Annotated in this window: 18 protein-coding genes; 13 read left to right on the top strand and 5 right to left on the bottom strand. The window is 73.7% G+C overall.

Annotation, left to right across the window (positions count from 1 at the left end):
• The 6 genes from QK440_RS37505 to rarD all read left to right on the top strand — a co-directional run.
• Nucleotides 1-631: histidine kinase (locus QK440_RS37505; RefSeq protein WP_282797746.1), on the top strand; the 631-nt coding region annotated here is incomplete at its 5' end.
• 353 nt (nucleotides 632-984) lie between these two features.
• On the top strand, nucleotides 985-2,328 hold the full coding sequence (locus QK440_RS37500) for a sensor histidine kinase (RefSeq protein WP_282797745.1): 1,344 nt from the start codon (nucleotides 985-987) through the stop codon (nucleotides 2,326-2,328).
• Nucleotides 2,329-2,903: 575 nt separating this feature from the next.
• Nucleotides 2,904-3,575 carry a response regulator transcription factor gene (locus QK440_RS37495; protein WP_282797744.1) on the top strand — a complete coding sequence of 224 codons (672 nt, stop codon included), beginning with the start codon at nucleotides 2,904-2,906 and terminating at the stop codon, nucleotides 3,573-3,575.
• 405 nt (nucleotides 3,576-3,980) lie between these two features.
• Entirely contained in the window at nucleotides 3,981-5,912 is a 1,932-nt protein-coding gene (locus QK440_RS37490) for a 2-oxoacid:acceptor oxidoreductase subunit alpha (protein WP_282797743.1), read from the top strand.
• Complete coding sequence (locus tag QK440_RS37485) at nucleotides 5,905-6,987, top strand: 2-oxoacid:ferredoxin oxidoreductase subunit beta (protein WP_282797742.1); 1,083 nt, start codon at nucleotides 5,905-5,907, stop codon at nucleotides 6,985-6,987. The genes QK440_RS37490 and QK440_RS37485 overlap by 8 nt, the downstream gene beginning before the upstream one ends.
• Nucleotides 6,988-7,239: 252 nt before the next feature.
• Entirely contained in the window at nucleotides 7,240-8,178 is a 939-nt protein-coding gene (gene rarD / locus QK440_RS37480; protein ID WP_282797747.1) for an EamA family transporter RarD, read from the top strand.
• Here rarD and QK440_RS37475 read toward each other — a convergent pair.
• The gene (locus QK440_RS37475) at nucleotides 8,114-8,989 is read right to left on the bottom strand and encodes an NAD(P)H-binding protein (RefSeq protein ID WP_282797741.1); all 876 of its coding nucleotides are present in this window, start codon (nucleotides 8,987-8,989) and stop codon (nucleotides 8,114-8,116) included. The genes rarD and QK440_RS37475 overlap by 65 nt on opposite strands.
• 124 nt (nucleotides 8,990-9,113) lie before the next feature.
• Here QK440_RS37475 and QK440_RS37470 point away from each other — a divergent pair, with 124 nt between their 5' ends.
• Nucleotides 9,114-9,968, top strand: a complete 855-nt coding sequence (locus QK440_RS37470; protein WP_282797740.1) for an AraC family transcriptional regulator — start codon at nucleotides 9,114-9,116, stop codon at nucleotides 9,966-9,968.
• On the opposite strand, the gene QK440_RS37465 is transcribed toward QK440_RS37470, so the two are convergent.
• On the bottom strand, nucleotides 9,905-11,398 hold the full coding sequence (locus QK440_RS37465) for an MFS transporter (RefSeq protein WP_282797739.1): 1,494 nt from the start codon (nucleotides 11,396-11,398) through the stop codon (nucleotides 9,905-9,907). The two genes, QK440_RS37470 and QK440_RS37465, sit on opposite strands and share 64 nt — an antisense overlap.
• Before the next feature lie 89 nt (nucleotides 11,399-11,487).
• Between QK440_RS37465 and QK440_RS37460 the strand changes: the two genes are divergently transcribed.
• Complete coding sequence (locus QK440_RS37460) at nucleotides 11,488-12,003, top strand: helix-turn-helix domain-containing protein (RefSeq protein ID WP_282797738.1); 516 nt, start codon at nucleotides 11,488-11,490, stop codon at nucleotides 12,001-12,003.
• A 45-nt stretch (nucleotides 12,004-12,048) separates the two neighbouring features.
• On the opposite strand, the gene QK440_RS37455 is transcribed toward QK440_RS37460, so the two are convergent.
• Entirely contained in the window at nucleotides 12,049-12,465 is a 417-nt protein-coding gene (locus QK440_RS37455; RefSeq protein WP_282797737.1) for a cupin domain-containing protein, read from the bottom strand.
• Between the two features lie 52 nt (nucleotides 12,466-12,517).
• On the opposite strand from QK440_RS37455, the gene QK440_RS37450 reads away from it, so the two are divergent.
• The 5 genes from QK440_RS37450 to QK440_RS37430 all read left to right on the top strand — a co-directional run bounded on the left by QK440_RS37450 (nucleotide 12,518) and on the right by QK440_RS37430 (nucleotide 17,947).
• Entirely contained in the window at nucleotides 12,518-13,510 is a 993-nt protein-coding gene (locus tag QK440_RS37450) for a helix-turn-helix domain-containing protein (RefSeq protein WP_282797736.1), read from the top strand.
• A gap of 244 nt (nucleotides 13,511-13,754) precedes the next feature.
• The gene (locus tag QK440_RS37445) at nucleotides 13,755-14,483 is read left to right on the top strand and encodes a hemerythrin domain-containing protein (RefSeq protein ID WP_282797735.1); all 729 of its coding nucleotides are present in this window, start codon (nucleotides 13,755-13,757) and stop codon (nucleotides 14,481-14,483) included.
• A 141-nt stretch (nucleotides 14,484-14,624) separates the two neighbouring features.
• Complete coding sequence (locus QK440_RS37440; RefSeq protein ID WP_282797734.1) at nucleotides 14,625-16,151, top strand: hypothetical protein; 1,527 nt, start codon at nucleotides 14,625-14,627, stop codon at nucleotides 16,149-16,151.
• A 116-nt stretch (nucleotides 16,152-16,267) separates the two neighbouring features.
• Nucleotides 16,268-17,221 (top strand): M28 family metallopeptidase, encoded by a 954-nt coding sequence (locus QK440_RS37435; protein ID WP_282797733.1) that lies wholly within the window; start codon nucleotides 16,268-16,270, stop codon nucleotides 17,219-17,221.
• Between the two features lie 129 nt (nucleotides 17,222-17,350).
• Nucleotides 17,351-17,947 carry an NAD(P)H-dependent oxidoreductase gene (locus tag QK440_RS37430; protein WP_282797732.1) on the top strand — a complete coding sequence of 199 codons (597 nt, stop codon included), beginning with the start codon at nucleotides 17,351-17,353 and terminating at the stop codon, nucleotides 17,945-17,947.
• Between the two features lie 10 nt (nucleotides 17,948-17,957).
• Here the strand turns inward: QK440_RS37430 and QK440_RS37425 are convergent, their stop codons facing one another.
• A complete protein-coding gene (locus tag QK440_RS37425; protein WP_282797731.1) occupies nucleotides 17,958-18,806 on the bottom strand; it encodes an ABC transporter permease in 849 nt (282 codons plus the stop codon).
• 508 nt (nucleotides 18,807-19,314) lie between these two features.
• Complete coding sequence (locus tag QK440_RS37420) at nucleotides 19,315-20,280, bottom strand: ABC transporter ATP-binding protein (protein ID WP_282797730.1); 966 nt, start codon at nucleotides 20,278-20,280, stop codon at nucleotides 19,315-19,317.
• Nucleotides 20,281-20,473 lie beyond the last annotated feature (193 nt).

Genomic DNA, 20,473 nt, shown 5'->3' with positions numbered 1-20,473 from the left:
GGAGCTGGAGTCGGACCGGGGCGTGGTCGTGGACACGGCCGCGGCGGACCTGCGGCGCATCGAGCGCGACCTGCACGACGGCGCCCAGGCCCGGCTCGTCGCCCTCGCCATGGGGCTCGGCCTCGCGAAGGAGAAGCTTCTGGAGGACCCGGACGCGGCGGCGGCGATGGTCGACGAGGCGCACGGCGAGGTGAAGCTCGCCCTCCAGGAGCTGCGGGACCTCGCGCGCGGCATCCACCCCGCCGTCCTCACCGACCGCGGCCTCGGCCCGGCCCTGTCGTCGGTGGCCGCGCGGTGCACGGTGCCGGTGAAGGTGACGGCGGACCTGACCACGCGCCCGGCGGCCGCGATCGAGGGCATCGCGTACTTCACCGTCTCCGAGCTGCTGCAGAACGTCTCCAAGCACAGCGGGGCGCGCTCGGCGAGCGTCGAGGTGTGGCGTTCCGACCAGCGGCTGCTCATACAGGTGTGGGACGACGGGCGCGGCGGGGCGAGCCTGGAGGGCGGCACCGGCATGGCGGGCCTGTCCGAGCGGCTCGGGGCGGTCGACGGCCTGTTCATCATCGACTCGCCGGAGGGCGGGCCGACGACGATCACGGCGGAGCTGCCGTGGCGGGACCGGGCGGAGTAGCGGAGTCACCGCCGGGGCCGACCGGGGTGTCGCCACAGCCCGGCCTGCCCTCGCTCGCCCCAGGCTCGCCTCGTCGGCCTGGTCGTCGCCACGGCGCGGCTCGGGTCCGGCGGGCGGAGTGGCGGGCGTGGGGCGGACGTCCGGCGGCGGGGGCCACGTCCCCCGGAAGGGTAGGGAAAACCCCCGGCCCAAGACGCCGACGTACCGCATGGTCCGGCGCACGCTCCGGAGCGCACGCTGGGTGTACGACAAGCGGTGGACCGCGCCGGTCACGGAGGCCGGGGCCCGAGCGGGACGAGCGGAAACGGACGGCACTGATGGCCACGGACTACGGACAGGGGTACGGACGCGTCATGAGGAGCGACCTCGGGGACCGCTGGTCCGGAGGGTACGGGGACGACACGGCGGCCGAGCGGCGGAACCGGCTCCCGGTCTGGCTGCGGGCGCCCGTCGAGGGACGCACGCTGCGGGAGTTCGTGTACGTGCTGCTCTCCCTGCCGATCAGCATCGTCGCCTTCACCTTCGCCGTGACGATGCTCGCCGTCGGCGCGGGTCTGCTGGTCACGTTCATCGGCATCCCCATCCTGGCCCTGGGCCTCACCGCCTGCCGCGGCTTCGGCGCGCTGGAGCGGGTGCGGGCGCGGGCGCTGCTCGGGGTGGACGTGCAGGACCCGCACCCCCTGCGGGCGCGTGACAGCGGGCCGCTGGCCTGGATGGGCGCCGTCCTCAAGAGCGGCGTCTCCTGGCGCCACGTGGTGTACGCCGTGCTGCACATGCCGTGGGCGATCTTCTCCTTCACGGTGGCGGTGGTCTTCTGGACGTACGGCTGGGCGATGCTCACGTACCCGCTGTGGTTCTGGCTCTTCCCCGTCTACGGCGGCCAGGGCGGCATGCAGCTCTACGGTGACGACTCGCACCGCTTCTACCTGGACAACCCCTTCGAGATCGGGCTCACCTCGGCCACCGGCCTGCTCGTGACCCTGGGCACGCCCTGGATCATCCGCGCTCTGACCACGGTCGACCGCGTCATGGTCTTCGGGCTGCTCGGGCCGTCGCGCCTGGTGTCCCGCGTCGTGGAGCTGGAGTCGGACCGGGGCGTGGTCGTGGACACGGCCGCGGCGGACCTGCGGCGCATCGAGCGCGACCTGCACGACGGCGCCCAGGCCCGGCTCGTCGCCCTCGCCATGGACCTGGGGCTCGCGAAGGAGAAGCTGGCGGAGGATCCGCAGGCGGCCGCCCGGATGGTGGACGAGGCGCACGGCGAGGTGAAGGTGGCGCTCCAGGAGCTGCGGGACCTAGCGCGCGGCATCCACCCCGCCGTCCTCACCGACCGGGGGCTGGACGCGGCGCTGTCCGCGCTCGCCGCGCGGTGCACGGTGCCGGTGGAGGTGGAGGTGGACCTGCCCTCGCGGCCCGCGGCGGCGATCGAGGGCATCGCGTACTTCACCGTCTCCGAGCTGCTGCAGAACATCAGCAAGCACAGCGGGGCCGCGCGGGCCTCGGTGGACGTGTGGCGGGTCGAGGACCGGCTGATGCTCCAGGTCCTCGACGACGGGCAGGGCGGCGCGGACGTGACGGCCGGGTCGGGGCTCGCGGGGCTGGCCGAGCGACTGGACGCGGTGGACGGGATCCTCGTGGTGGAGTCCCCGGTCGGCGGGCCGACCACGGTGACGGCGGAGCTGCCCTGGCGGGGCTGAGCCGCGCGGGCCCCGGCCCGCGGTTCCCCGCGCCCGCGCGCGGGGCGCTCCTTACCCGGCGCACCAGGCGCACCAGGCGCAGACTCCCTCTGCCGCCCCGGGCAAGGCCCCTCGCAAACCGGAACCACCCCTTCCCCGACGGGCCCCGCCCTTTCCTAAGGCGGGGCCCGCCTCCTCCTCCCCGGCCCCGCATCCCTGCGGGCCCCGCCCCCCGCGGGCCCCGCCTCCCCCTCCGACGGACCCCGCTCCCGCCCACCGCGCCGCGCCCAGGCCTCCGCGCCGCGCCCAGACCTCCGCCGCCCCGGCGATCGTCCGCCGCCCCGGTGAACCGCCGCAGGCCCGGCGGCGAGCCTCCCCGTCCAACCAACCACCCCGTCCAACCAACCGCCCCCGTCCAACCGACCGCCACCCGCCCGGTGAAGCCTCCGCGCGGTGAAGCCTCCGTCCGTCGGGCGGGTCCTCGGCCGTCCGGTGTGCTTCCACACGCGGCGGCAAGTCGGTCCCGCAGGCATCCGGATGCTGGGATGCTGGTGTCTGTCAATGGGGTGGGGACAGGCACTGGGGGACGGAACATCGTGGAGGACAAGGTGCGGGTGGTCATCGCCGAGGATTCAGTGCTGCTCAGGGAGGGGCTGACCCGGCTGCTGACCGACCGCGGGCACGAGGTCGTCGCGGGGGTCGGGGACGCGGAGGCGTTGATCAAGACGGTCACCGAACTCGCGGCCCTGGACGAGCTGCCGGACGTCGTGGTCGCGGACGTGCGGATGCCGCCGACGCACACCGACGAAGGGGTGCGCGCGGCCGTGAAGCTGCGCCAGCGGCACCCGGGGCTCGGGGTGCTCGTGCTGTCCCAGTACGTGGAGGAGCAGTACGCGACGGAGCTGCTCGCCGGGTCCAGCCGGGGTGTGGGGTACCTGCTGAAGGACCGGGTCGCGGAGGTCCGGGAGTTCGTGGACGCCGTGGTGCGCGTCGCGCGGGGCGGCACCGCGCTCGACCCGGAGGTCGTGGCGCAGTTGCTCGGCCGCAGCCGCAAGCAGGACGTGCTCGCGGGGCTCACGCCGCGCGAGCGCGAGGTCCTGGGGCTGATGGCCGAGGGGCGGACCAACTCGGCGATCGCGCGGCAGCTCGTCGTGAGCGACGGAGCCGTGGAAAAGCATGTGAGCAATATCTTCCTGAAGCTCGGGCTTTCCCCGAGTGACGGCGATCATCGGCGGGTACTCGCCGTGCTCACGTATCTGAATTCCTGATTCCGCGACATCCGCTGCGTGCGCTGCCTCCGCGGCATCCGCGGCATCCGCTGCGATTCCATCCGGATTCAAGGCCCCCTCCCTCTTCCCTTGACACCGTGTCAGGGGTGCCGGATGAGGTACTCCGACCAGGGCGGGGACGTCTCGGCAACGGGACACCCCCGGCGACAGGACGACGCGGGCCTAGTTCCCGCGTCCTAGAACCAAAGGACGAGCGGAGAGGGAGTCGATGAGAGGCCGGGGGGCGTGGCAGATCGTGATGAATCAGGGCAGGAAGCTGTCTCAAAAGGACGTCCACCATGCGAGCTGCCTGATAAAGGCAACCCTTACCGACGTAGGGTGGGCGATGGGAAGGCAGGGCGGCCTGCCGTGCCCGCACAGCCGCCTCGAGGGAGGTCCAGTTCAGTGACCAGCCAGGTCAGTAGCCCGGCCGAGCAGGCCGACGAGACCGTTGTCGGCGAGCAGCGCAAGCCTGCGGGTGCGAAAGACGTGCGCCGTCTCGACCGGGTGATCATTCGATTCGCGGGTGACTCCGGCGACGGTATGCAGCTCACCGGTGACCGGTTCACCTCCGAGACGGCGTCCTTCGGCAACGACCTGTCGACGCTGCCGAACTTCCCCGCCGAGATCCGCGCGCCCGCCGGGACGCTGCCGGGCGTCTCCAGCTTCCAGCTCCACTTCGCCGACCACGACATCCTGACGCCCGGCGACGCGCCGAACGTCCTCGTCGCGATGAACCCGGCCGCGCTGAAGGCGAACATCGGCGACGTGCCGCGCGGCGCCGAGGTGATCGTGAACACGGACGAGTTCACCAAGCGCGCCATGCAGAAGGTGGGGTACGAGACCTCGCCGCTGGAGGACGGCTCGCTCGACGGCTTCCAGGTGCACCCGGTCCCGCTGACCACGCTGACGGTCGAGGCGCTGAAGGACTTCGAGCTGTCCCGCAAGGACGCCGGCCGGTCCAAGAACATGTTCGCGCTCGGGCTGCTCTCGTGGATGTACCACCGGCCCACGGAGGGCACGGAGCGGTTCCTGCGGCAGAAGTTCGCCAAGAAGCCGGACATCGCGGAGGCGAACATCGCCGCGTTCCGCGCGGGCTGGAACTTCGGGGAGACCACCGAGGACTTCGCCGTCTCGTACGAGGTGGCACCGGCGGCGACGGCCTTCCCGACCGGTACGTACCGGAACATCTCCGGCAACCTCGCCCTGTCGTACGGCCTGATCGCCGCCTCCCGCCAGGCGGACCTGCCGCTGTACCTGGGTTCGTACCCGATCACTCCGGCGTCGGACATCCTGCACGAGCTGAGCAAGCACAAGAACTTCGGCGTGCGCACCTTCCAGGCCGAGGACGAGATCGCGGGCATCGGCGCCGCGCTCGGCGCGGCCTTCGGCGGCTCGCTCGCGGTGACCACGACCTCGGGCCCCGGCGTGGCGCTGAAGTCGGAGACCATCGGCCTCGCGGTGAGCCTGGAGCTGCCGCTCCTCATCGTGGACATCCAGCGCGGCGGGCCCTCCACCGGCCTGCCGACCAAGACCGAGCAGGCCGACCTGCTCCAGGCGATGTACGGCCGCAACGGCGAGGCGCCGGTCCCGGTGGTCGCGCCGCGCACCCCGGCGGACTGCTTCGACGCCTCCCTGGAGGCGGCCCGGATCGCGCTGACGTACCGGACGCCGGTCTTCCTGCTGAGCGACGGCTACCTGGCCAACGGCTCCGAGCCGTGGCGCATCCCGGAGCCGGACGAGCTGCCGGACCTGCGGGTGCAGTTCGCCTCCGGGCCGAACCACACGCTGGAGGACGGCACGGAGGTCTTCTGGCCCTACCTGCGCGACCCGGCGACCCTCGCCCGGCCGTGGGCCGTGCCGGGCACGCCGGGCCTGGAGCACCGCATCGGCGGCATCGAGAAGCAGGACGGCACGGGCAACATCTCGTACGACCCGGCCAACCACGACTTCATGGTCCGCACCCGCCAGGCCAAGGTCGATGGCATCGAGGTGCCGGAGCTGGAGGTCGACGACGCGCGCGGCGACGCCCGGGTGCTCGTGCTCGGCTGGGGCTCCACGTACGGGCCGATCACGGCCGCCGTGCGCCGGCTGCGCGCCGCCGGGGAGAGCGTCGCGCAGGCCCATCTGCGCCACCTCAACCCGTTCCCGCGGAACCTGGGCGAGGTCCTGAAGCGTTACGACAAGGTGGTGGTCCCCGAGATGAACCTCGGCCAGCTCGCCACGCTGATCCGCGCCAAGTACCTCGTGGACGCGGTCTCGTACAACCAGGTCAACGGAATGCCGTTCAAGGCCGAGCAGCTCGCCACGGCTCTCAAGGAGGCCATCGATGGCTGACACCACGCTCGCGGGGCCCACCGGCTCCGAGACGCTTCTGAAGCTCGTGCCCAAGGCCGAGGCCAAGCAGTCCATGAAGGACTTCAAGTCCGACCAGGAAGTGCGCTGGTGCCCCGGCTGCGGTGACTACGCGGTGCTGGCGGCCGTGCAGGGGTTCATGCCCGAGCTCGGCCTGGCCAAGGAGAACATCGTCTTCGTCTCCGGCATCGGCTGCTCGTCCCGCTTCCCGTATTACATGAACACCTACGGGATGCACTCCATCCACGGCCGCGCCCCGGCCATCGCCACCGGCCTGGCCTCCTCGCGCCGGGACCTGAGCGTGTGGGTGGTCACCGGTGACGGCGACGCCCTGTCGATCGGCGGCAACCACCTGATCCACGCGCTGCGGCGCAACGTGAACCTGAAGATCCTGCTGTTCAACAACCGGATCTACGGCCTCACCAAGGGCCAGTACTCCCCCACCTCCGAGGTCGGCAAGATCACGAAGTCGACGCCGATGGGGTCGCTCGACGCGCCCTTCAACCCGGTGTCCCTCGCGATCGGCGCCGAGGCCTCCTTCGTGGCCCGTACGGTCGACTCCGACCGCAAGCACCTCACGGAGGTGCTGCGCCAGGCCGCCGACCACCCCGGCACGGCCCTGGTGGAGATCTACCAGAACTGCAACATCTTCAACGACGGCGCCTTCGAGGTCCTCAAGGACAAGCAGCAGGCCGAGGAGGCGGTGATCCGCCTCGAGCACGGGGCGCCGATCCGCTTCGGCGCGGACGGCTCCAAGGGCGTGGTGCGGGACGCGGCCACCGGTGACCTCAAGGTCGTCGCCGTGACGCCGGAGAACGAGGGCGACATCCTCGTCCACGACGCGCGCGCCGCCTCGCCGACGACGGCGTTCGCGCTCTCCCGGCTCGCCGACCCGGACACGCTGCACCACACGCCGATCGGGGTGTTCCGGAACGTGGAGCGGCCGGTGTACGACACGCTCATGGCCGAGCAGCTCGACGCGGCGATCGAGCAGCACGGCAAGGGTGACCTGGCGGCGCTGCTCGCCGGGGGCGACACCTGGACGGTCGTCGGCTAGCCCGCCGCTTCCCTCCGTACGGGACGACACGAGGCCCGGCCCCGCTTCCGCGGGGCCGGGCCTCGTCGTGTGCCGAAGGCACCGCGCGCAGCGTCATGACCGTATGGCGAAACACACATGACACGGTGACGGGGCGGGCGTTACCGTCTGGGGGGCGGCGCGGGGCTGCCGGGTGAAGGAGGAGTCGTGGGACCTGCGCAGGCGAAGGGGGAAGCCCGCACAGGCCTCCTGAACGGCATCGCCGCCTACGGCATGTGGGGCCTCGTGCCCCTCTTCTGGCCGCTGCTCAAGCCCGCGGGCGCGGGCGAGATCCTGGCCCACCGGATGGCCTGGTCCCTCGTGGTCGTCGCGGTCGCGCTGCTGTGCGTCCGCCGCTGGGCCTGGGCCAAGGAGCTGCTGCGCCAGCCGCGCAGGCTGGGCCTCGTGGCCGTCGCCGCCAGCGTCATCACGATGAACTGGGGCATCTACATCTGGGCGGTGAACTCCGGCCACGTCGTCGAGGCCTCCCTCGGCTACTTCATCAACCCCCTGGTCACCATCGCCATCGGCGTCCTGCTGCTCGGTGAGCGGCTGCGGCCGGTGCAGTGGGTCGCCGTCGGCGTCGGCCTCGCCGCCGTCCTCGTGCTCGCCTTCGGCTACGGCCGCCCGCCGTGGATCTCGCTCTGCCTGGCCTTCACCTTCGCGGCGTACGGCCTGGTCAAGAAGAAGGTGAACCTGGGCGGTCTGGAGTCGCTGGCCGCCGAGACCGCCGTGCAGTTCCTGCCCGCGATCGTCTATCTGGTGTGGCTCGGCACGCGGGGCGACCTGGTGTTCGGCACCGAGGGTGCGGGCCACGCCGCGCTGCTCGCCGCGACCGGCGTGGTGACGGCGGCGCCGCTGGTCTGCTTCGGCGCCGCCGCGATCCGGGTGCCGCTGTCCACGCTGGGGCTGCTGCAGTACCTGGCGCCGGTGTTCCAGTTCCTGCTCGGCATCCTGTACTTCCACGAGGCGATGCCCGCCGAGCGGTGGGCCGGGTTCGCCCTGGTGTGGCTGGCGCTCGCCCTGCTGACCTTCGACGCGTTCCGCTTCGCGCGGCGCAGGGCGGCGGCGTACCGGGTCCCCGCCGCCGGCACCGCGCCCTCCGGTCTCAGGCGCCGGACGGAGCCGGTTCCCACGCACCCCGCGCCGCGGCCTCCCTCACGTACTCCGTGAAGTCCCGCGGCTCGCGGCCCAGGACGTCCCGTACGCCCGTGGTCAGCGGCGAGAGGTGGCCCTCGGCGGTGAACGTGAAGACGGCGGTCAGCTCGCGGGCCAGCGGCTCGGGGACGCCCGCCGTGACGGTCTCCGCCAGGAACTGCTCCGCCGTGACCGCCTCGAAGCGCATCGGGCGGCCGGACGCCGCCGCGATCTCCGCGACCGCCTCGGCGTAGGTGAGGGCGCGCGGGCCCGAGAGCTCGTAGACGCGGTGCGTGTGGCCGTCCTCGGTGAGCAGCGCGACCGCGACGTCCGCGAGGTCCTCGACGTCGATGAACGGCTCGGCCACGTCGCCGACCGGCAGGGCGAGGCGGCCCGCGAGGAGCGGCGCGTGGGCGTAGTCCTCGTCGAAGTTCTGCGCGAAGTTGTTGGCGCGGATCACCGTCCAGTCGACGCCCGCCTTCCGCACGGCCGCCTCCGCCCGGGCCATGCCCGGCAGGAAGGACTCGCCGGACACGTCGACGCCGCGCCCGGACAGGACCACGAAGCGGCGCACCCCGGCCGCCGCGGCCTCGGCCACGAAGTCGGTGACGGGGTCGGGGTCGTCCGGTGCCACGAGGTAGAGGGCGGAGACGCCGGACAGCGCCGGGGCCCAGGTAGAGCGTTCGTTCCAGTCGAAGAAGGTGTCGGCGGACCGGGACGCGGCCCGCACCTCGTGGCCCGCCGCGCGGAGCCGGGGCACGATCCGGCGCCCGGTCTTGCCGGTGGCGCCGAGCACGAGAACGAGGCCGGGGCGGGCGGGGGTACTGGTGGAGGTCGTGTTCGTCATGCGGCCAGCCAACCTCCCCGCGGGACGCGGGGACATGGGCGCCCGTCTCGGCCCCATAGGCGTCCGTCTCACCCCGCGCAGGCGCCCGCCGCCGCCTGGTCGCGGGCCGTCTACGGTGGTCCGCATGGACGCTCTGGGGGATCTGCTGCGCGGCATCCGCGCGGACGGCGCGCTGTTCGGTCGTACGGTCCTGCGCGGGACGCGGGAGCCCGTGCGGCCCGCCGCGCTGACGCTGGTCATGGTGGTGCGCGGGGAGGCGCGCGTCACCGCGCTCGACGAGGTGCGCACCCTGCGGCCGGGGCACGCCGCCGTGTGCACGTCGGTCCCGTACGGCCTCGCCGCCGGTGACGGGGGCGAGACCGAGCTGGTCACCGGCGCCTACCAGGGGGAGGGGAGCGGCGGGCGGCGGCTGCTCGGCGCGCTGCCGCCGCTGCTCGCCGTGCCGGGCGGACCGGAGTGCCTGGCGATCGTCGACCTGATCGCCGAGGAGGTGGCCGCCGACCGGCCCGGGCGCCAGTACGTGATGGACCGGATGCTCGACTGGCTGCTCGCCTGCACCCTGCGCGAGTGGTTCGACCTGCCGGAGGCGCGGCCGCCGGCCTGGTACCGGGCGCTCGGCGACGACGTGGTGGGCCCGGCCCTGTGCGCGATGCACGAGGAGCCGGGCCGGGCCTGGACGGTGGCGTCGCTGGCCGCGCGCGCCCAGGTGTCGCGCGCGGCCTTCGCGCGGCGCTTCGCCGACCTCGTGGGGCGGCCGCCCATGGCGTACCTCACCGAGTGGCGGATGACGCTGGCCGCGGAGCTGCTGACCGAGCCGGGCGCGACGGTCGCGGCCGTGGCGGGGCGGGTGGGGTACGCGGACGGGTTCGGGTTCAGCGACGCCTTCAAGCGGATCCGCGGGGTGACGCCCAGCGGCTACCGTGCGTCGGTGGTGGCGGGCAGGGCGGGCGCCGACGCGTCGCTCAGGGCCGCGGGCTGACCCGGGCGGGGCCCCCGCGGCCCGCGCGGCCCCCGCGGCCCGCGCAGCGCCCCGGCGAGCGCGACGGCCACGCCCACGGCGGCCAGCGCGACCGGCACCGCGAGCGCCGTACGGAAGGCGTCGAGCGCCTGTCCGCTCCCGGCCGCCTCGCCGGCCCCGGGGGAGGCGAGCCCGTGGACCGCCGTCACCGCAGAGACCCCGATCGCCGCGCCGAACTGCGTGGACGTGTGCAGGATGCCGCCCGCGAGGCCCTGCTCGTGCGCGGCGACGCCCTCCGTCGCGGCGATCAGCAGCGGCCCGTACGCGAGGGCGAAACCGGCGCCCACCAGGAAGAGCGTCGGGAACATCGCCGCGTACGTCCAGTCCATGCCGACCGGCAGGAACAGCGCGTACGCCAGGAGCGCGAGCAGGAAGCCGCCGAGGATCACCCGGGCGTGGCCGTGGCGCTGCACCAGGCGGGGCGTGAGCGTCGGCGCGAGCACCACGTCGCAGCCCATCACCACGAGGGCGAGCGCCGTCTGCCAGGACGACCAGCCGCGCAGCTCCTGCAGGTAGAGCGTGATGACGAACTGGAAGCCCATGAAGGAGCCGAGGTAGAGGAGCGCGCCGAGCCCGGCCCGCACCACCGAGCCCGTACGGAAGATCCCCAGGCGGACGAGCGGGGCGGCCGCGCGGCGCTCCACGCCGACGAACGCCGCGCCGAGCAGCAGCCCGGCGAGGACCACGCCGAGCGTCACCGGCCAGCCGTCCAGACCGTGTTCGAGCCGTACGACGCCGAAGGCGAGCAGCAGCATCGCGCCCGCCACCGCGACCGCGCCGGGCAGGTCGAAGCCGCCGGAGCGCAGGGTCGCCCAGGCCTTCGCGGTGGGCGCGTCCGCGCCCGGCACGAGCCGGACGGCGGCGGCCAGGATCACGGCGGTGAGGATGACCGGGGCGAAGAACACCCAGCGCCAGCCGAGTTCGGTGAGCAGTCCCCCGATGACGAGGCCGAGCGAGAAGCCGCCCGCCGAGGTGCCCGCGAAGACCAGCAGCGCCTTGTTGCGCTCGGGGCCCTCCGCGTACGAGGTCGTGATGACGGACATCGCCGCGGGCGTCATGAACGCGGCGGCCACACCGGTCACGAACCGCGCCACGATCAGCATCCAGCCCTCGGTGGCGAGGCCGCCGAGGCCGGAGAAGGCCAGGAAGACGCCGAGCCAGACGAGGAACATCCGCCGTCGGCCGAGGAGGTCGGCGGCGCGCCCGCCCAGCAGGGTGAAGCCCGCGTAGCCGAGGACGTAGGCGCTGATCACCCATGCCGCCGTGCCCGTGGACAGGCCCAGGTCGGAGCGGATCGTGGGGATCGCGATCGCGAGCATCGCGATGTCGGCGCCCTCCAGGAAGGTGGTTCCGCAGAGGACGAGCAGCAGTGCCCAGGCGCGGGCGCCCATGGTGACTCCTCCGGTCACGCCGCCGGTTACCGGCCTGGCGGCTGGTTCCTTCTTGTAACCATGGGAATCGTGCGGCAGCATCACGGGGTATGGAAGAAGGCACTTCGAAGTCACCCAGTTACCTCAAAGGCACCGTGGCCACCGGGAGTTCGGGGTACGTGAGCGGTGTGGACGACGGCGACGCCGACCCCTTCCAGTGGGACACGCGCGAGGACTGCCAGGTCCGGCAGATCCTCGACCGGATCGCCGACAAGTGGTCGCTCCTGGTGATCGCGCTCCTCGACCGGCGCCGGCTGCGCTTCACGGAGCTGCGCCGGGAGATCGACGGCATCAGCCAGCGCATGCTCACCGTCACCCTGCGCCAGCTGGAGCGCGACGGCCTCGTGCTGCGCACCGTCCACCCGGTGGTGCCGCCCCGCGTCGAGTACGAGCTGACCCCGCTCGGCGGCACCCTGCACCACACCATCCAGGCCCTGGTGACGTGGACCGAGGAGCACCAGGGCGAGATCGCGGCGGCGCGGACGGCGTACGACGCGCGGGAGGCGGCCGGGGCGGACGGGACGGAGGGGACGGACGGGACCGGTGGTGTCGCGGGAGCGGGGTGAGCCGGGCGGGATGAGCCGGGCGGAGTGAGCCGGGAGGGGCCGCGGTTACGCCGGGAGGGCGTGCCCCGTCGTCGCGTCCACGTGGTCGGGCACCTCGTCGTGCCGGTCCCCCACCGACAGCGTGCCCGTGGGCTCGAAGAGCAGGAGCGAGGTGCCCTCGCGGGCGGCGGGCCTGTGCTCCGTGCCGCGCGGCACGACGAAGACCGAGCCCTTGGGGAGGGTGACGGTGCGCTCCCCGGACGGCTCGCGCAGGGCGATCTCCAGCTCGCCCTCCAGGACGAGGAAGAACTCGTCGGTGTCGTCGTGGACGTGCCAGACGTGCTCGCCCCCGGCCTTGGCGACACGGACGTCGTAGTCGTTGACGTGGGCGACGATGCGCGGGCTCCACACGGCGTCGAAGGAGGCAAGGGCCGTGCTCAGGGAGAGGGGTTCCCGCCGGTGGATGGGGGTGTGAGAGGTCATGGCCTCATCGTGGGCCGGGGCGGCACCGCCCCACGAGTGCTAGAAATCGCATATGGCGCAAGAAAACTCTCAGCCGGGTGGACGGGCCGCTCCGCACCGCGTCGTCGTCATCGTCGACGAGAACTCCAACCCCTTCGAACTGGGCTGCGTCACCGAGGTGTTCGGCCTCCAGCGGCCCGAGCTCGGGCGGGAGCGGCCCGCGCTGTACGACTTCACGCTGTGCGCGCCCGAGCCTCGCACCGTCATGCGGGACGGCTTCTTCACGCTCACCGGGGTGGCCGGTCTCGAGGCCGCCGACCGGGCGGACACCCTGATCGTGCCGAACCGTCCGGACACCGAGGTGCCGCGCCGCCCCGCCGTCCTGGACGCCGTACGGCGGGCGCACGCGCGCGGGGCGCGGCTCGTCGGGTTCTGCAGCGGCGCGTTCACGCTCGCCGAGGCCGGGGTGCTCGACGGCCGCCGGGCCACCGCCCACTGGCAGTGGGCGGACGCCTTCCGGGCGCGCTTCCCGGCCGTGCGGCTGGAACCGGACGTGCTGTTCGTCGACGACGGCGACGTCCTCACCGCCGCGGGCAGCGCCGCCGCGCTCGACCTCGGGCTGCACATCGTGCGCCGCGACTTCGGCGCGGAGGTCGCCGTGTCCGTGTCGCGGCGGCTCGTCTTCGCCGCCCACCGGGACGGCGGGCAGCGGCAGTTCGTGGAGCGGCCCGTGCCCGAGGTCCGCGACGAGTCGCTCGCGCCGCTGCTCGCCTGGGCGCAGGAGCGGCTCGACGAGCCCCTCACGGTGGCGGGCCTCGCCGCGCGGGCCGCGGTCAGCCCGGCCACTCTGCACCGGCGCTTCCGCGCGCAGCTCGGTACGACGCCGCTGGCGTGGCTCAGCGGGGAGCGCGTCGCCCTGGCGTGCCGGCTGATCGAGCGGGGCGAGGAGCGGCTCGACGTGGTGGCGCGCCGCAGCGGCCTCGGGACCGCCGCGAACCTGCGGGCACGGCTGCGGCGCGAGACCGGCCTGAGCCCGACGGCCTACCGACGGCGCTTCGGGCCCTGACCGGAGGCCGTGACCGGAGGCCCTGACCGGCGGCCCTGACCGGAGGCTTTGACCGGCGGCCGTGACCGGTGCCGCTCGACCGCAGGCCTTTGACCCAGGCCCCTTGCCCCAGGCTCCTTGCCTCAGGCCCTTTGACCGAAGGTCCTCCGCCGGAGACCTTGCCCGGAGGGCCCGCGACCGCGGCGAAGTCGTCTTTTCACCGATTGTTGACCGTATTTGGACCGTTCCGGTCAAGAGTCCCTCCATGACCGACACCCTGGCTCCCACGCCGGCCCCCTCCCCCGACCTCACCGGTCTCCGCCTCACGCACCGCGCGCTCCGCAGCGACATCCAGCGCCTCAGCACGCTGGCCGACGGCATCGCCGTGTCCGGCCGCCCGGTGGCGCCCGCGCGGGCCCGTGCCATCGCCGCGTACGTCCACCGCTACACCGCCGCCGTCCTGCACCACCACGCGGGCGAGGACCGCGTCCTGTGGCCGGTGATCGCCGCCGCCGTGGGGCAGGCCCTCGCGGACGGGGACGTCACCGCGGGCACGGCCGCCGCGGGCATCGCCGGGCTCGCCGCGCTCACCGACGACCACGCGGCGCTCGCCCCACTCCGGGACACCTGCGACGCCGCGGCCACGCTGTTCGGCGAGGACCCGGTGCCGCACGGCCGCCGCCTCGCCGAGTCCCTCACGGCCCTGCGCGCCCGGCTCGTGCCGCACATCGCCGTGGAGGAGCGGGACGTGTTCCCGGTCATCACCCGGCACGTCAGCGCCGCTGACTACACGGCGGCCGAGGCCATGATCTGCGCCGCGACGCCCGCCGCGGAGGCGCCCTGGATGCGGGCCTGGCTGATGTCCTACGCCACCGCGGACGACCTGCCCTTCCTCGCCCTGGACGGCGCCTTCGCGTACCCGTGGCCCGCCGCCGAGGCCTCCGCCCAGGGGTACGCCGCACTCGCCGAGGAGGTCTTCGGCACCACCCGCTGAGAACAGCGGGGTCGCCCACCGGGACCGGCAGGGCCGCCCGCCGAGAACAACGGGGGCGAAAAGCGCAAGAGCCGGATTCCGGGCCACGCCCGGCGACAAAGATACTGCCGTCGTATTGCCCGTATTCCGTACGGTTGTCGGGTGGCCCTGGTACTGAGCAAACAGGAAGCGCGCCGCTCCCCGCGTCGCGACCGCGAAGACCGCGCCCATCGGCTGCTGTTCGCCGTGTGCGCGCTGTTCGCCCTCGTCTCCCTCGTCCTCGTCCCGCTCGGTCTGCGGCTCGGCTGGGACGAGATCGTGTACGCGAGCCGCTTCGGCCCGTACGCACCGGAGACCGGGCCGGGCGTGCCCTTCAGCGCGCCCCGCACCCGGGGCGTGCCGCTGCTCCTCACGCCGGTCGCCGCCTGGAGCGACTCGGTCCTGCTGCTGCGCGCCTGGCTGACGCTGCTCGCCACCGCCGCGCTCTATCTCGGCTTCCGCCCCTGGCTGCGCGCCCTGCCCGGCCGCCCCGAGGTCGCGCCGCTGGCCGCCGGCCTGTACGGCAGCCTGTGGATCGCGCTGTTCTACGCGAACGCGGCGATGCCCAACCACTACACCGCCATGGGCGCCGCCGGTGCCGTCGGCCTCTTCCTGCACCGCCGCCCCACCGTCCGCACCTGCGCGGGTGTCGCGGGCGGCCTCGCCCTCGCCACGCTGATGCGGCCCAACGACGGCGCCGCGCTCGCCGGGCCGCTCCTGGTGACCGCCGCGCTGGTGCCGCTGTGGCGCTCCGCCGCCCGCGCGGGCGCCGCGCTGGCCGGCTTCGCGGCGGGGTTCCTGCCCTGGGCCGTGGAGGCGTACGTTCGCTTCGGTGGCGTACGCGAACGCCTCGCCGCCGCCAGTGAGGTCCAGGGCGGGCTCGGCCCGACCGACTCGGCGCTGCATCAGCTCACGGTGATCGACGGGCCGTTGCTGTGCCGCCCCTGCGCCGGGGACGGGGTGCGGCCGTTCGCCCTGGAGTGGTGGCTGCTGCTGCTCGTCCTGGTGCCGCTGGGGCTGTGGGCGGTGCGCGGGGCGCGGCGGGCGTCCGCCGGGGGGTGGCTCGCCGTGGCCGTCGGGGTGTCGGTCGCGCTGCCGTACGTGTTCGTCGTGCCGTACACCGCGCCGCGGTTCCTGCTGCCGACGCACGCGCTGCTCGCCGTGCCGGCCGCCCTGGGGGTGCTCGCGGCGGTGCGGGCGGCCCGCCGGGCGCGGCTGCGGGGACCGGCGTTCGGCGCCCTGGGGCTGGCCCTCGCGGGCCATCTGGCGGTCCAGCTGCCGCTGACCTCCTCCAACTTCCACATCCAGCAGTCCGCGCGGCACGACTGGGAGCGGGTCGCCGGCGTCCTGCACGAGCACGGCGTCCGCGCCCCCTGCGTCCTGCGGGGCAACACGTCCGTCATCCCCCTCGCGTACGTCGCCGGCTGCGCCCCCGCCTACCGCGGGGACGGCCAGCGGCCCTCCGCCCTGGTCCTGCGCCGCGCCGCGCCACCGGCCTGGGCGCGGGACTGGACCCGGGTCCCGGTCCCGGACACGTACGCGCGGGGCTGGGCGGTGTACGTACGGCCGGACGCACCACCCGGGCGAACCGCCCGCCTACAGACTTCGGCGCACGGAATGCGGAACCACGCGTCCGAATCCCGCTCTTGACGTGAACGCAACACGCCTCCACCATCGGGCACTCCAGGCTCAGTTCGACATTCAACTCGGGATTCGATCCCCGGAAGCCACCGGGGACTCACCTCACGGAAGCCGGAGCCCCCCACATGAGACTCTCCGTATCCGGACGCAGTGCGGCAGCGGCCGTCGCCGCCGTCGCCGGGCTGCTCACGACCAGCGCGATATCCACCGCGTCCGCCGGGACCACGGCGCCCACGCGCGCGGCGGCCCCGGACATCCCGGTGGCCAACGTGAAGGCCCACCTCTCGCAGTTCCAGTCCATCGCCTCGGCCAACGGCGGCAACCGCGCCCACGGCAGCGCGGGCTACCGGGCCTCGCTCGACTACATCAAGGGCAAGCTGGACGCCGCCGGATTCACCACCAGCGTGCAGCAGTTCACGTCCAGCGGCCGGGTGGGTTACAACCTGATCGCCGACTGGCCCGGCGGTGACCCGAACCAGGTCGTCATGGCGGGCGCGCACCTCGACAGCGTCAGCCGCGGCGCGGGCATCAACGACAACGCCTCGGGCTCCGCCGCCGTCCTGGAGACCGCGCTCGCGGTGTCCCGTACGCAGTACAAGCCCACCAAGCACCTGCGGTTCGCCTGGTGGGGCGCGGAGGAGCTGGGCCTCGTCGGCTCCTCGTACCACGTCCGCAACCTGCCGGCCGCCGAGCGCTCGAAGATCAAGGGCTACCTCAACTTCGACATGATCGGCTCGCCGAACCCCGGCTACTTCGTCTACGACGACGACCCCACCATCGAGCGGACCTTCAAGACCTACTACGCGGGCCTGAACATCAGCACCGAGCCGGAGCGCGAGGGCGACGGCCGCTCCGACCACACGCCGTTCAAGAACGCGGGCGTCCCCGTCGGCGGCGTCTTCACCGGCGCGAGCAGCACCAAGACCTCCGCCCAGGCCCAGAAGTGGGGCGGCACGGCCGGTCAGGCCTTCGACCGCTGCTACCACTCGTCGTGCGACACCACGGCGAACATCAACAACACCGCGCTCGACCGCAACAGCGACGCGATCGCGTACGCGGTCTGGGGCCTGTCGCAGTAACACCGCCCCGCACCCGCGGAGTCACCTCTGGACGGCAATGCTTGCGCGTGCATATAGTGCACGCGCAAGCATCGCAGGCGTGCGTCCCACGCACGCACACGTCGTACGCCATCACGTCCAGGGGGAATCGTGACCCGGAAGTTCCTGTTCGTCCTCGGCAGCGCGCGCCCGGAGGGCAACACCGAGATCCTGGCCCGCAAGGCCGCCGAGCAGCTGCCCGCCGACGCCGAGCAGCGCTGGCTGCGCCTGGCCGACCACCCGCTGCCCGACTTCGAGGACCTGCGCCACCACGCGTCCCACGCCCGCGCCCGGCCCCGGCCCGAGGGCGACAACGAGGCGCTGCTCCTGGACGCCACCCTCGACGCCACGGACATCGTCATCGCCTCGCCGCTGTACTGGTACTCGGTCTCGGCCACGGTCAAGCGCTACCTCGACTACTGGGACGCCTGGCTGGAGGTCCCCGAGCTCGACTTCAAGAACGCCATGCAGGGGCGCACCCTGTGGGGCGTCACGGCGCTCGCGCACCGCGAGGAGGAGGTCGCCGAGCCGCTGATCGGCACGCTGCGCTACTCGGCCGCGTACTTCCCGCTGCGCTTCGGCGGCGTCCTGCTCGGCAACGGCACCCGGCCCGGCCAGGTGCTCGACGACGCCGAGGCGCTGGCCCGCGCCAAGACGTTCTTCGCCCAGGAGGCGCCGCTCGCGCGCTTCCCGTACGACACCGAGTGAGCGGCGGCGCTCAGCTCGCGATGTCCTTGGCCCCGAACCGGGCCCACGCCGCCGAGCCGAACACGCCCGCGTACAGCGCCTGCAGTCCGAGGTTCTTCACCAGGTCGTCCCAGTAGACCGGGTCGCGCATGAGGTCGGCGAAGGACAGCCAGTAGTGCGGGAACAGATACGGGTGCACGGCGTGGAGCTGGGGGATCTGGTCGACGATCTGGACGGTGATGAGCAGGCCCACGGTCGTGGCCATGGCGGCGATGCCGCTGCTCGTCAGCGTCGACACGAAGAGCCCGAGCGCGGCCACGCCGATCAGTGAGGCGGCGACGACGAGGGCGATCAGCAGCGCGCGCAGCAGCCCCTCGGCGAAGCTGATGCGCGTCCCGGAGATCGTCGTGACCTCGCCGAGCGGGAAGAGCAGGGCGCCGACCGCGAGCGCCGACGCCGCCACGACCAGGGTCGCGACCACGCAGAAGGCCAGCGTGGTCGCGTACTTGGCGAGCAGCAGGCGGGTGCGGCCCGCGGGCGCCACCAGCAGGTAGCGCAGCGTGCCCGCGCTCGCCTCGCCCGCGATGGAGTCGCCCGCGACCACGCCGACGGCCATCGGCAGGAAGAACGGCAGCGTCGCCGCGAGTGCCGTGAAGACCAGGAACAGACCGTTGTTGGTGACCTGGGCGATGAACGCGGGGCCCTCGCCGTCGGGGCCGCCCGCGCCGACCGAGCCGCCGTCGCTCGTCTCGATCTTCACCGCGATGCCCACGAGGACGGGCACGGCGGCCAGGACCGCGAGCAGGGCGAGGGTGCGCCAGCGGCGGAAGGTGACGCCGAGCTCACTGCGGAGCAGGCCGAGAGCCCACAGCGGACTCACCCCCCGGGCTACACCCGGGGCGGCCCCTGCACCGGGCCTGGCGGGTCCGCCGGTTGCCGCGCTGGCGCCCTTCGCCGCGGTACCGCCGGTCACCGTGTTCCCGTCGGTTGTCGCGCTGCCGCCGGTTGCCGAGCTTGCGCCGGTCGTCGCACTGCCGTTGGCTTTCGGGCTCCCGCCGGTCGTCGCGCTGCCGCCGGTCGTCGTGTTCCCGTCGGTCGCCGCGCTGCCATTGGCACCCGCGCTCCCGTCGGCTTCCGGGCTCCCGCCGGTCCCCGCGCCCGAGCCCTCGGGCAGGCTTGCGCCCGGACCCGCGCCCGGACGATCTCCCTGGGTGGCGGCCGTCGCACCGGCCCCGGTCGCCCGGCCTGCCTTCGGTGGCATCCCCGTACCGTTTGCCGGTGCTGTCCCCGTACCGTTTGCCGGTGCGGCCCCAGTCGTCCGGTCCGCCTCCGGCGTCGTTCCCGTGCCGTTCGCCGGTGCGGACGCGCTCGCGTCCGTCTTCTCCGTCTCAGCCCGCGACATCGAAACCCTCCCCCGTCAGTGCCACGAACGCGTCCTCCAGGGAGGCGCGTTCGACGCCGAAGCCGCGGACGCGGACGCCCGCGCCGACCAGTGCGGCGGTGACGTCGGCGAGGTCCAGGTCGCGGTCGGTGCCCGGTGGCTCGCCCGTCACCCGGTCCTCCGTGATGACGACGTCCGCCACGCCGAACTCCTTCAGGACCCGGGCCGCGTCGCCGGTGTCCGGGGTCGTCACGACGAGCCGCCCGCGCGCGCCCGCGGCGAGCTCGGCGACGGGCCCCTGGGTGATCAGGCGGCCCTGCGCCATCACCGCCGCGTGCGTGCACACCTGCTCGATCTCGTCGAGCAGGTGTGAGGAGAGGAAGACCGTCGTGCCGTCGGAGGCCAGCTCCCGCACCAGGGCGCGGATCTCCCGCATGCCCTGCGGGTCGAGGCCGTTCGTCGGCTCGTCGAGCACGAGCAGCTCGCGCGGCTGGAGCAGCGCCGTGGCGAGGCCCAGGCGCTGCTTCATGCCGAGCGAGTACGCCTTGGCCTTCTTGCCCGCGGCGGCGGTCAGCCCGACCCGGTCCAGCGCGGCGGCGGCGCGGGCGCGACGGGTGCGCGGGTCGGCCGTCGGGTCGGCGGCGTCGTACCGGAGGAGGTTGTCGCGGCCGGAGAGGAAGCCGTAGAGGGCGGGTCCCTCGATGAGCGCGCCGACGCGCGGCAGGACCGTACGGCCCTCCCGGGGCATGGGCCGGCCGAGCACCCTGGCCCGGCCGGAGGACGGCTCGATCAGGCCCATCAGCATGCGGATGGTGGTGGTCTTGCCGGAGCCGTTGGGCCCGAGGAAGCCGAAGACGCTGCCGCGCGGGACGGTGAGATCGAGCCGGTCCACGGCGGTGTGGGAGCCGTAGCGCTTGGTCAGCGCGGTCGTCTCGATCACACTGCCCGTGCGGGCGGCGGTGGCGCTCGGCACCCGTTTCCTCCTGTCGTCCGGCCCTCGGGCCGGTGCTCGCAGCCGGTTCGTCCGGCCCTGGGGCCGGTGCGCGCCGGGCCGGTGCGCGCGGCCGGTTCGTCCGGCCCTGCGCCGGGGCGCGCGGCCGGTTCGTCCGGCCCTGCGCCGGGGCGCGCGGCCGGTTCCGGCAGCGCCGGACCCTGCGTCGCGCCCG

The organism is Streptomyces sp. CC224B (genome assembly GCF_030010595.1).
In the GTDB taxonomy this organism is placed as follows: domain Bacteria; phylum Actinomycetota; class Actinomycetes; order Streptomycetales; family Streptomycetaceae; genus Streptomyces; species Streptomyces longispororuber.
Note: the sequence above shows the minus strand (reverse complement) of the source record. Positions and strands in the feature narration are given on the sequence as shown.

Coding starts and splice junctions, on each gene's coding strand:
- QK440_RS37500 (WP_282797745.1), top strand. CDS start 985: ATGAGGAGCGACCTCGGGGACCGCTGGTCCGGAGGGTACGGGGACGAC.
- QK440_RS37470 (WP_282797740.1), top strand. CDS start 9,114: ATGGACGCTCTGGGGGATCTGCTGCGCGGCATCCGCGCGGACGGCGCG.
- rarD (WP_282797747.1), top strand. CDS start 7,240: ATGTGGGGCCTCGTGCCCCTCTTCTGGCCGCTGCTCAAGCCCGCGGGC.
- QK440_RS37435 (WP_282797733.1), top strand. CDS start 16,268: ATGAGACTCTCCGTATCCGGACGCAGTGCGGCAGCGGCCGTCGCCGCC.
- QK440_RS37445 (WP_282797735.1), top strand. CDS start 13,755: ATGACCGACACCCTGGCTCCCACGCCGGCCCCCTCCCCCGACCTCACC.
- QK440_RS37450 (WP_282797736.1), top strand. CDS start 12,518: ATGGCGCAAGAAAACTCTCAGCCGGGTGGACGGGCCGCTCCGCACCGC.
- QK440_RS37455 (WP_282797737.1), bottom strand. CDS start 12,465: ATGACCTCTCACACCCCCATCCACCGGCGGGAACCCCTCTCCCTGAGC.
- QK440_RS37475 (WP_282797741.1), bottom strand. CDS start 8,989: ATGACGAACACGACCTCCACCAGTACCCCCGCCCGCCCCGGCCTCGTT.
- QK440_RS37485 (WP_282797742.1), top strand. CDS start 5,905: ATGGCTGACACCACGCTCGCGGGGCCCACCGGCTCCGAGACGCTTCTG.
- QK440_RS37460 (WP_282797738.1), top strand. CDS start 11,488: ATGGAAGAAGGCACTTCGAAGTCACCCAGTTACCTCAAAGGCACCGTG.
- QK440_RS37465 (WP_282797739.1), bottom strand. CDS start 11,398: ATGGGCGCCCGCGCCTGGGCACTGCTGCTCGTCCTCTGCGGAACCACC.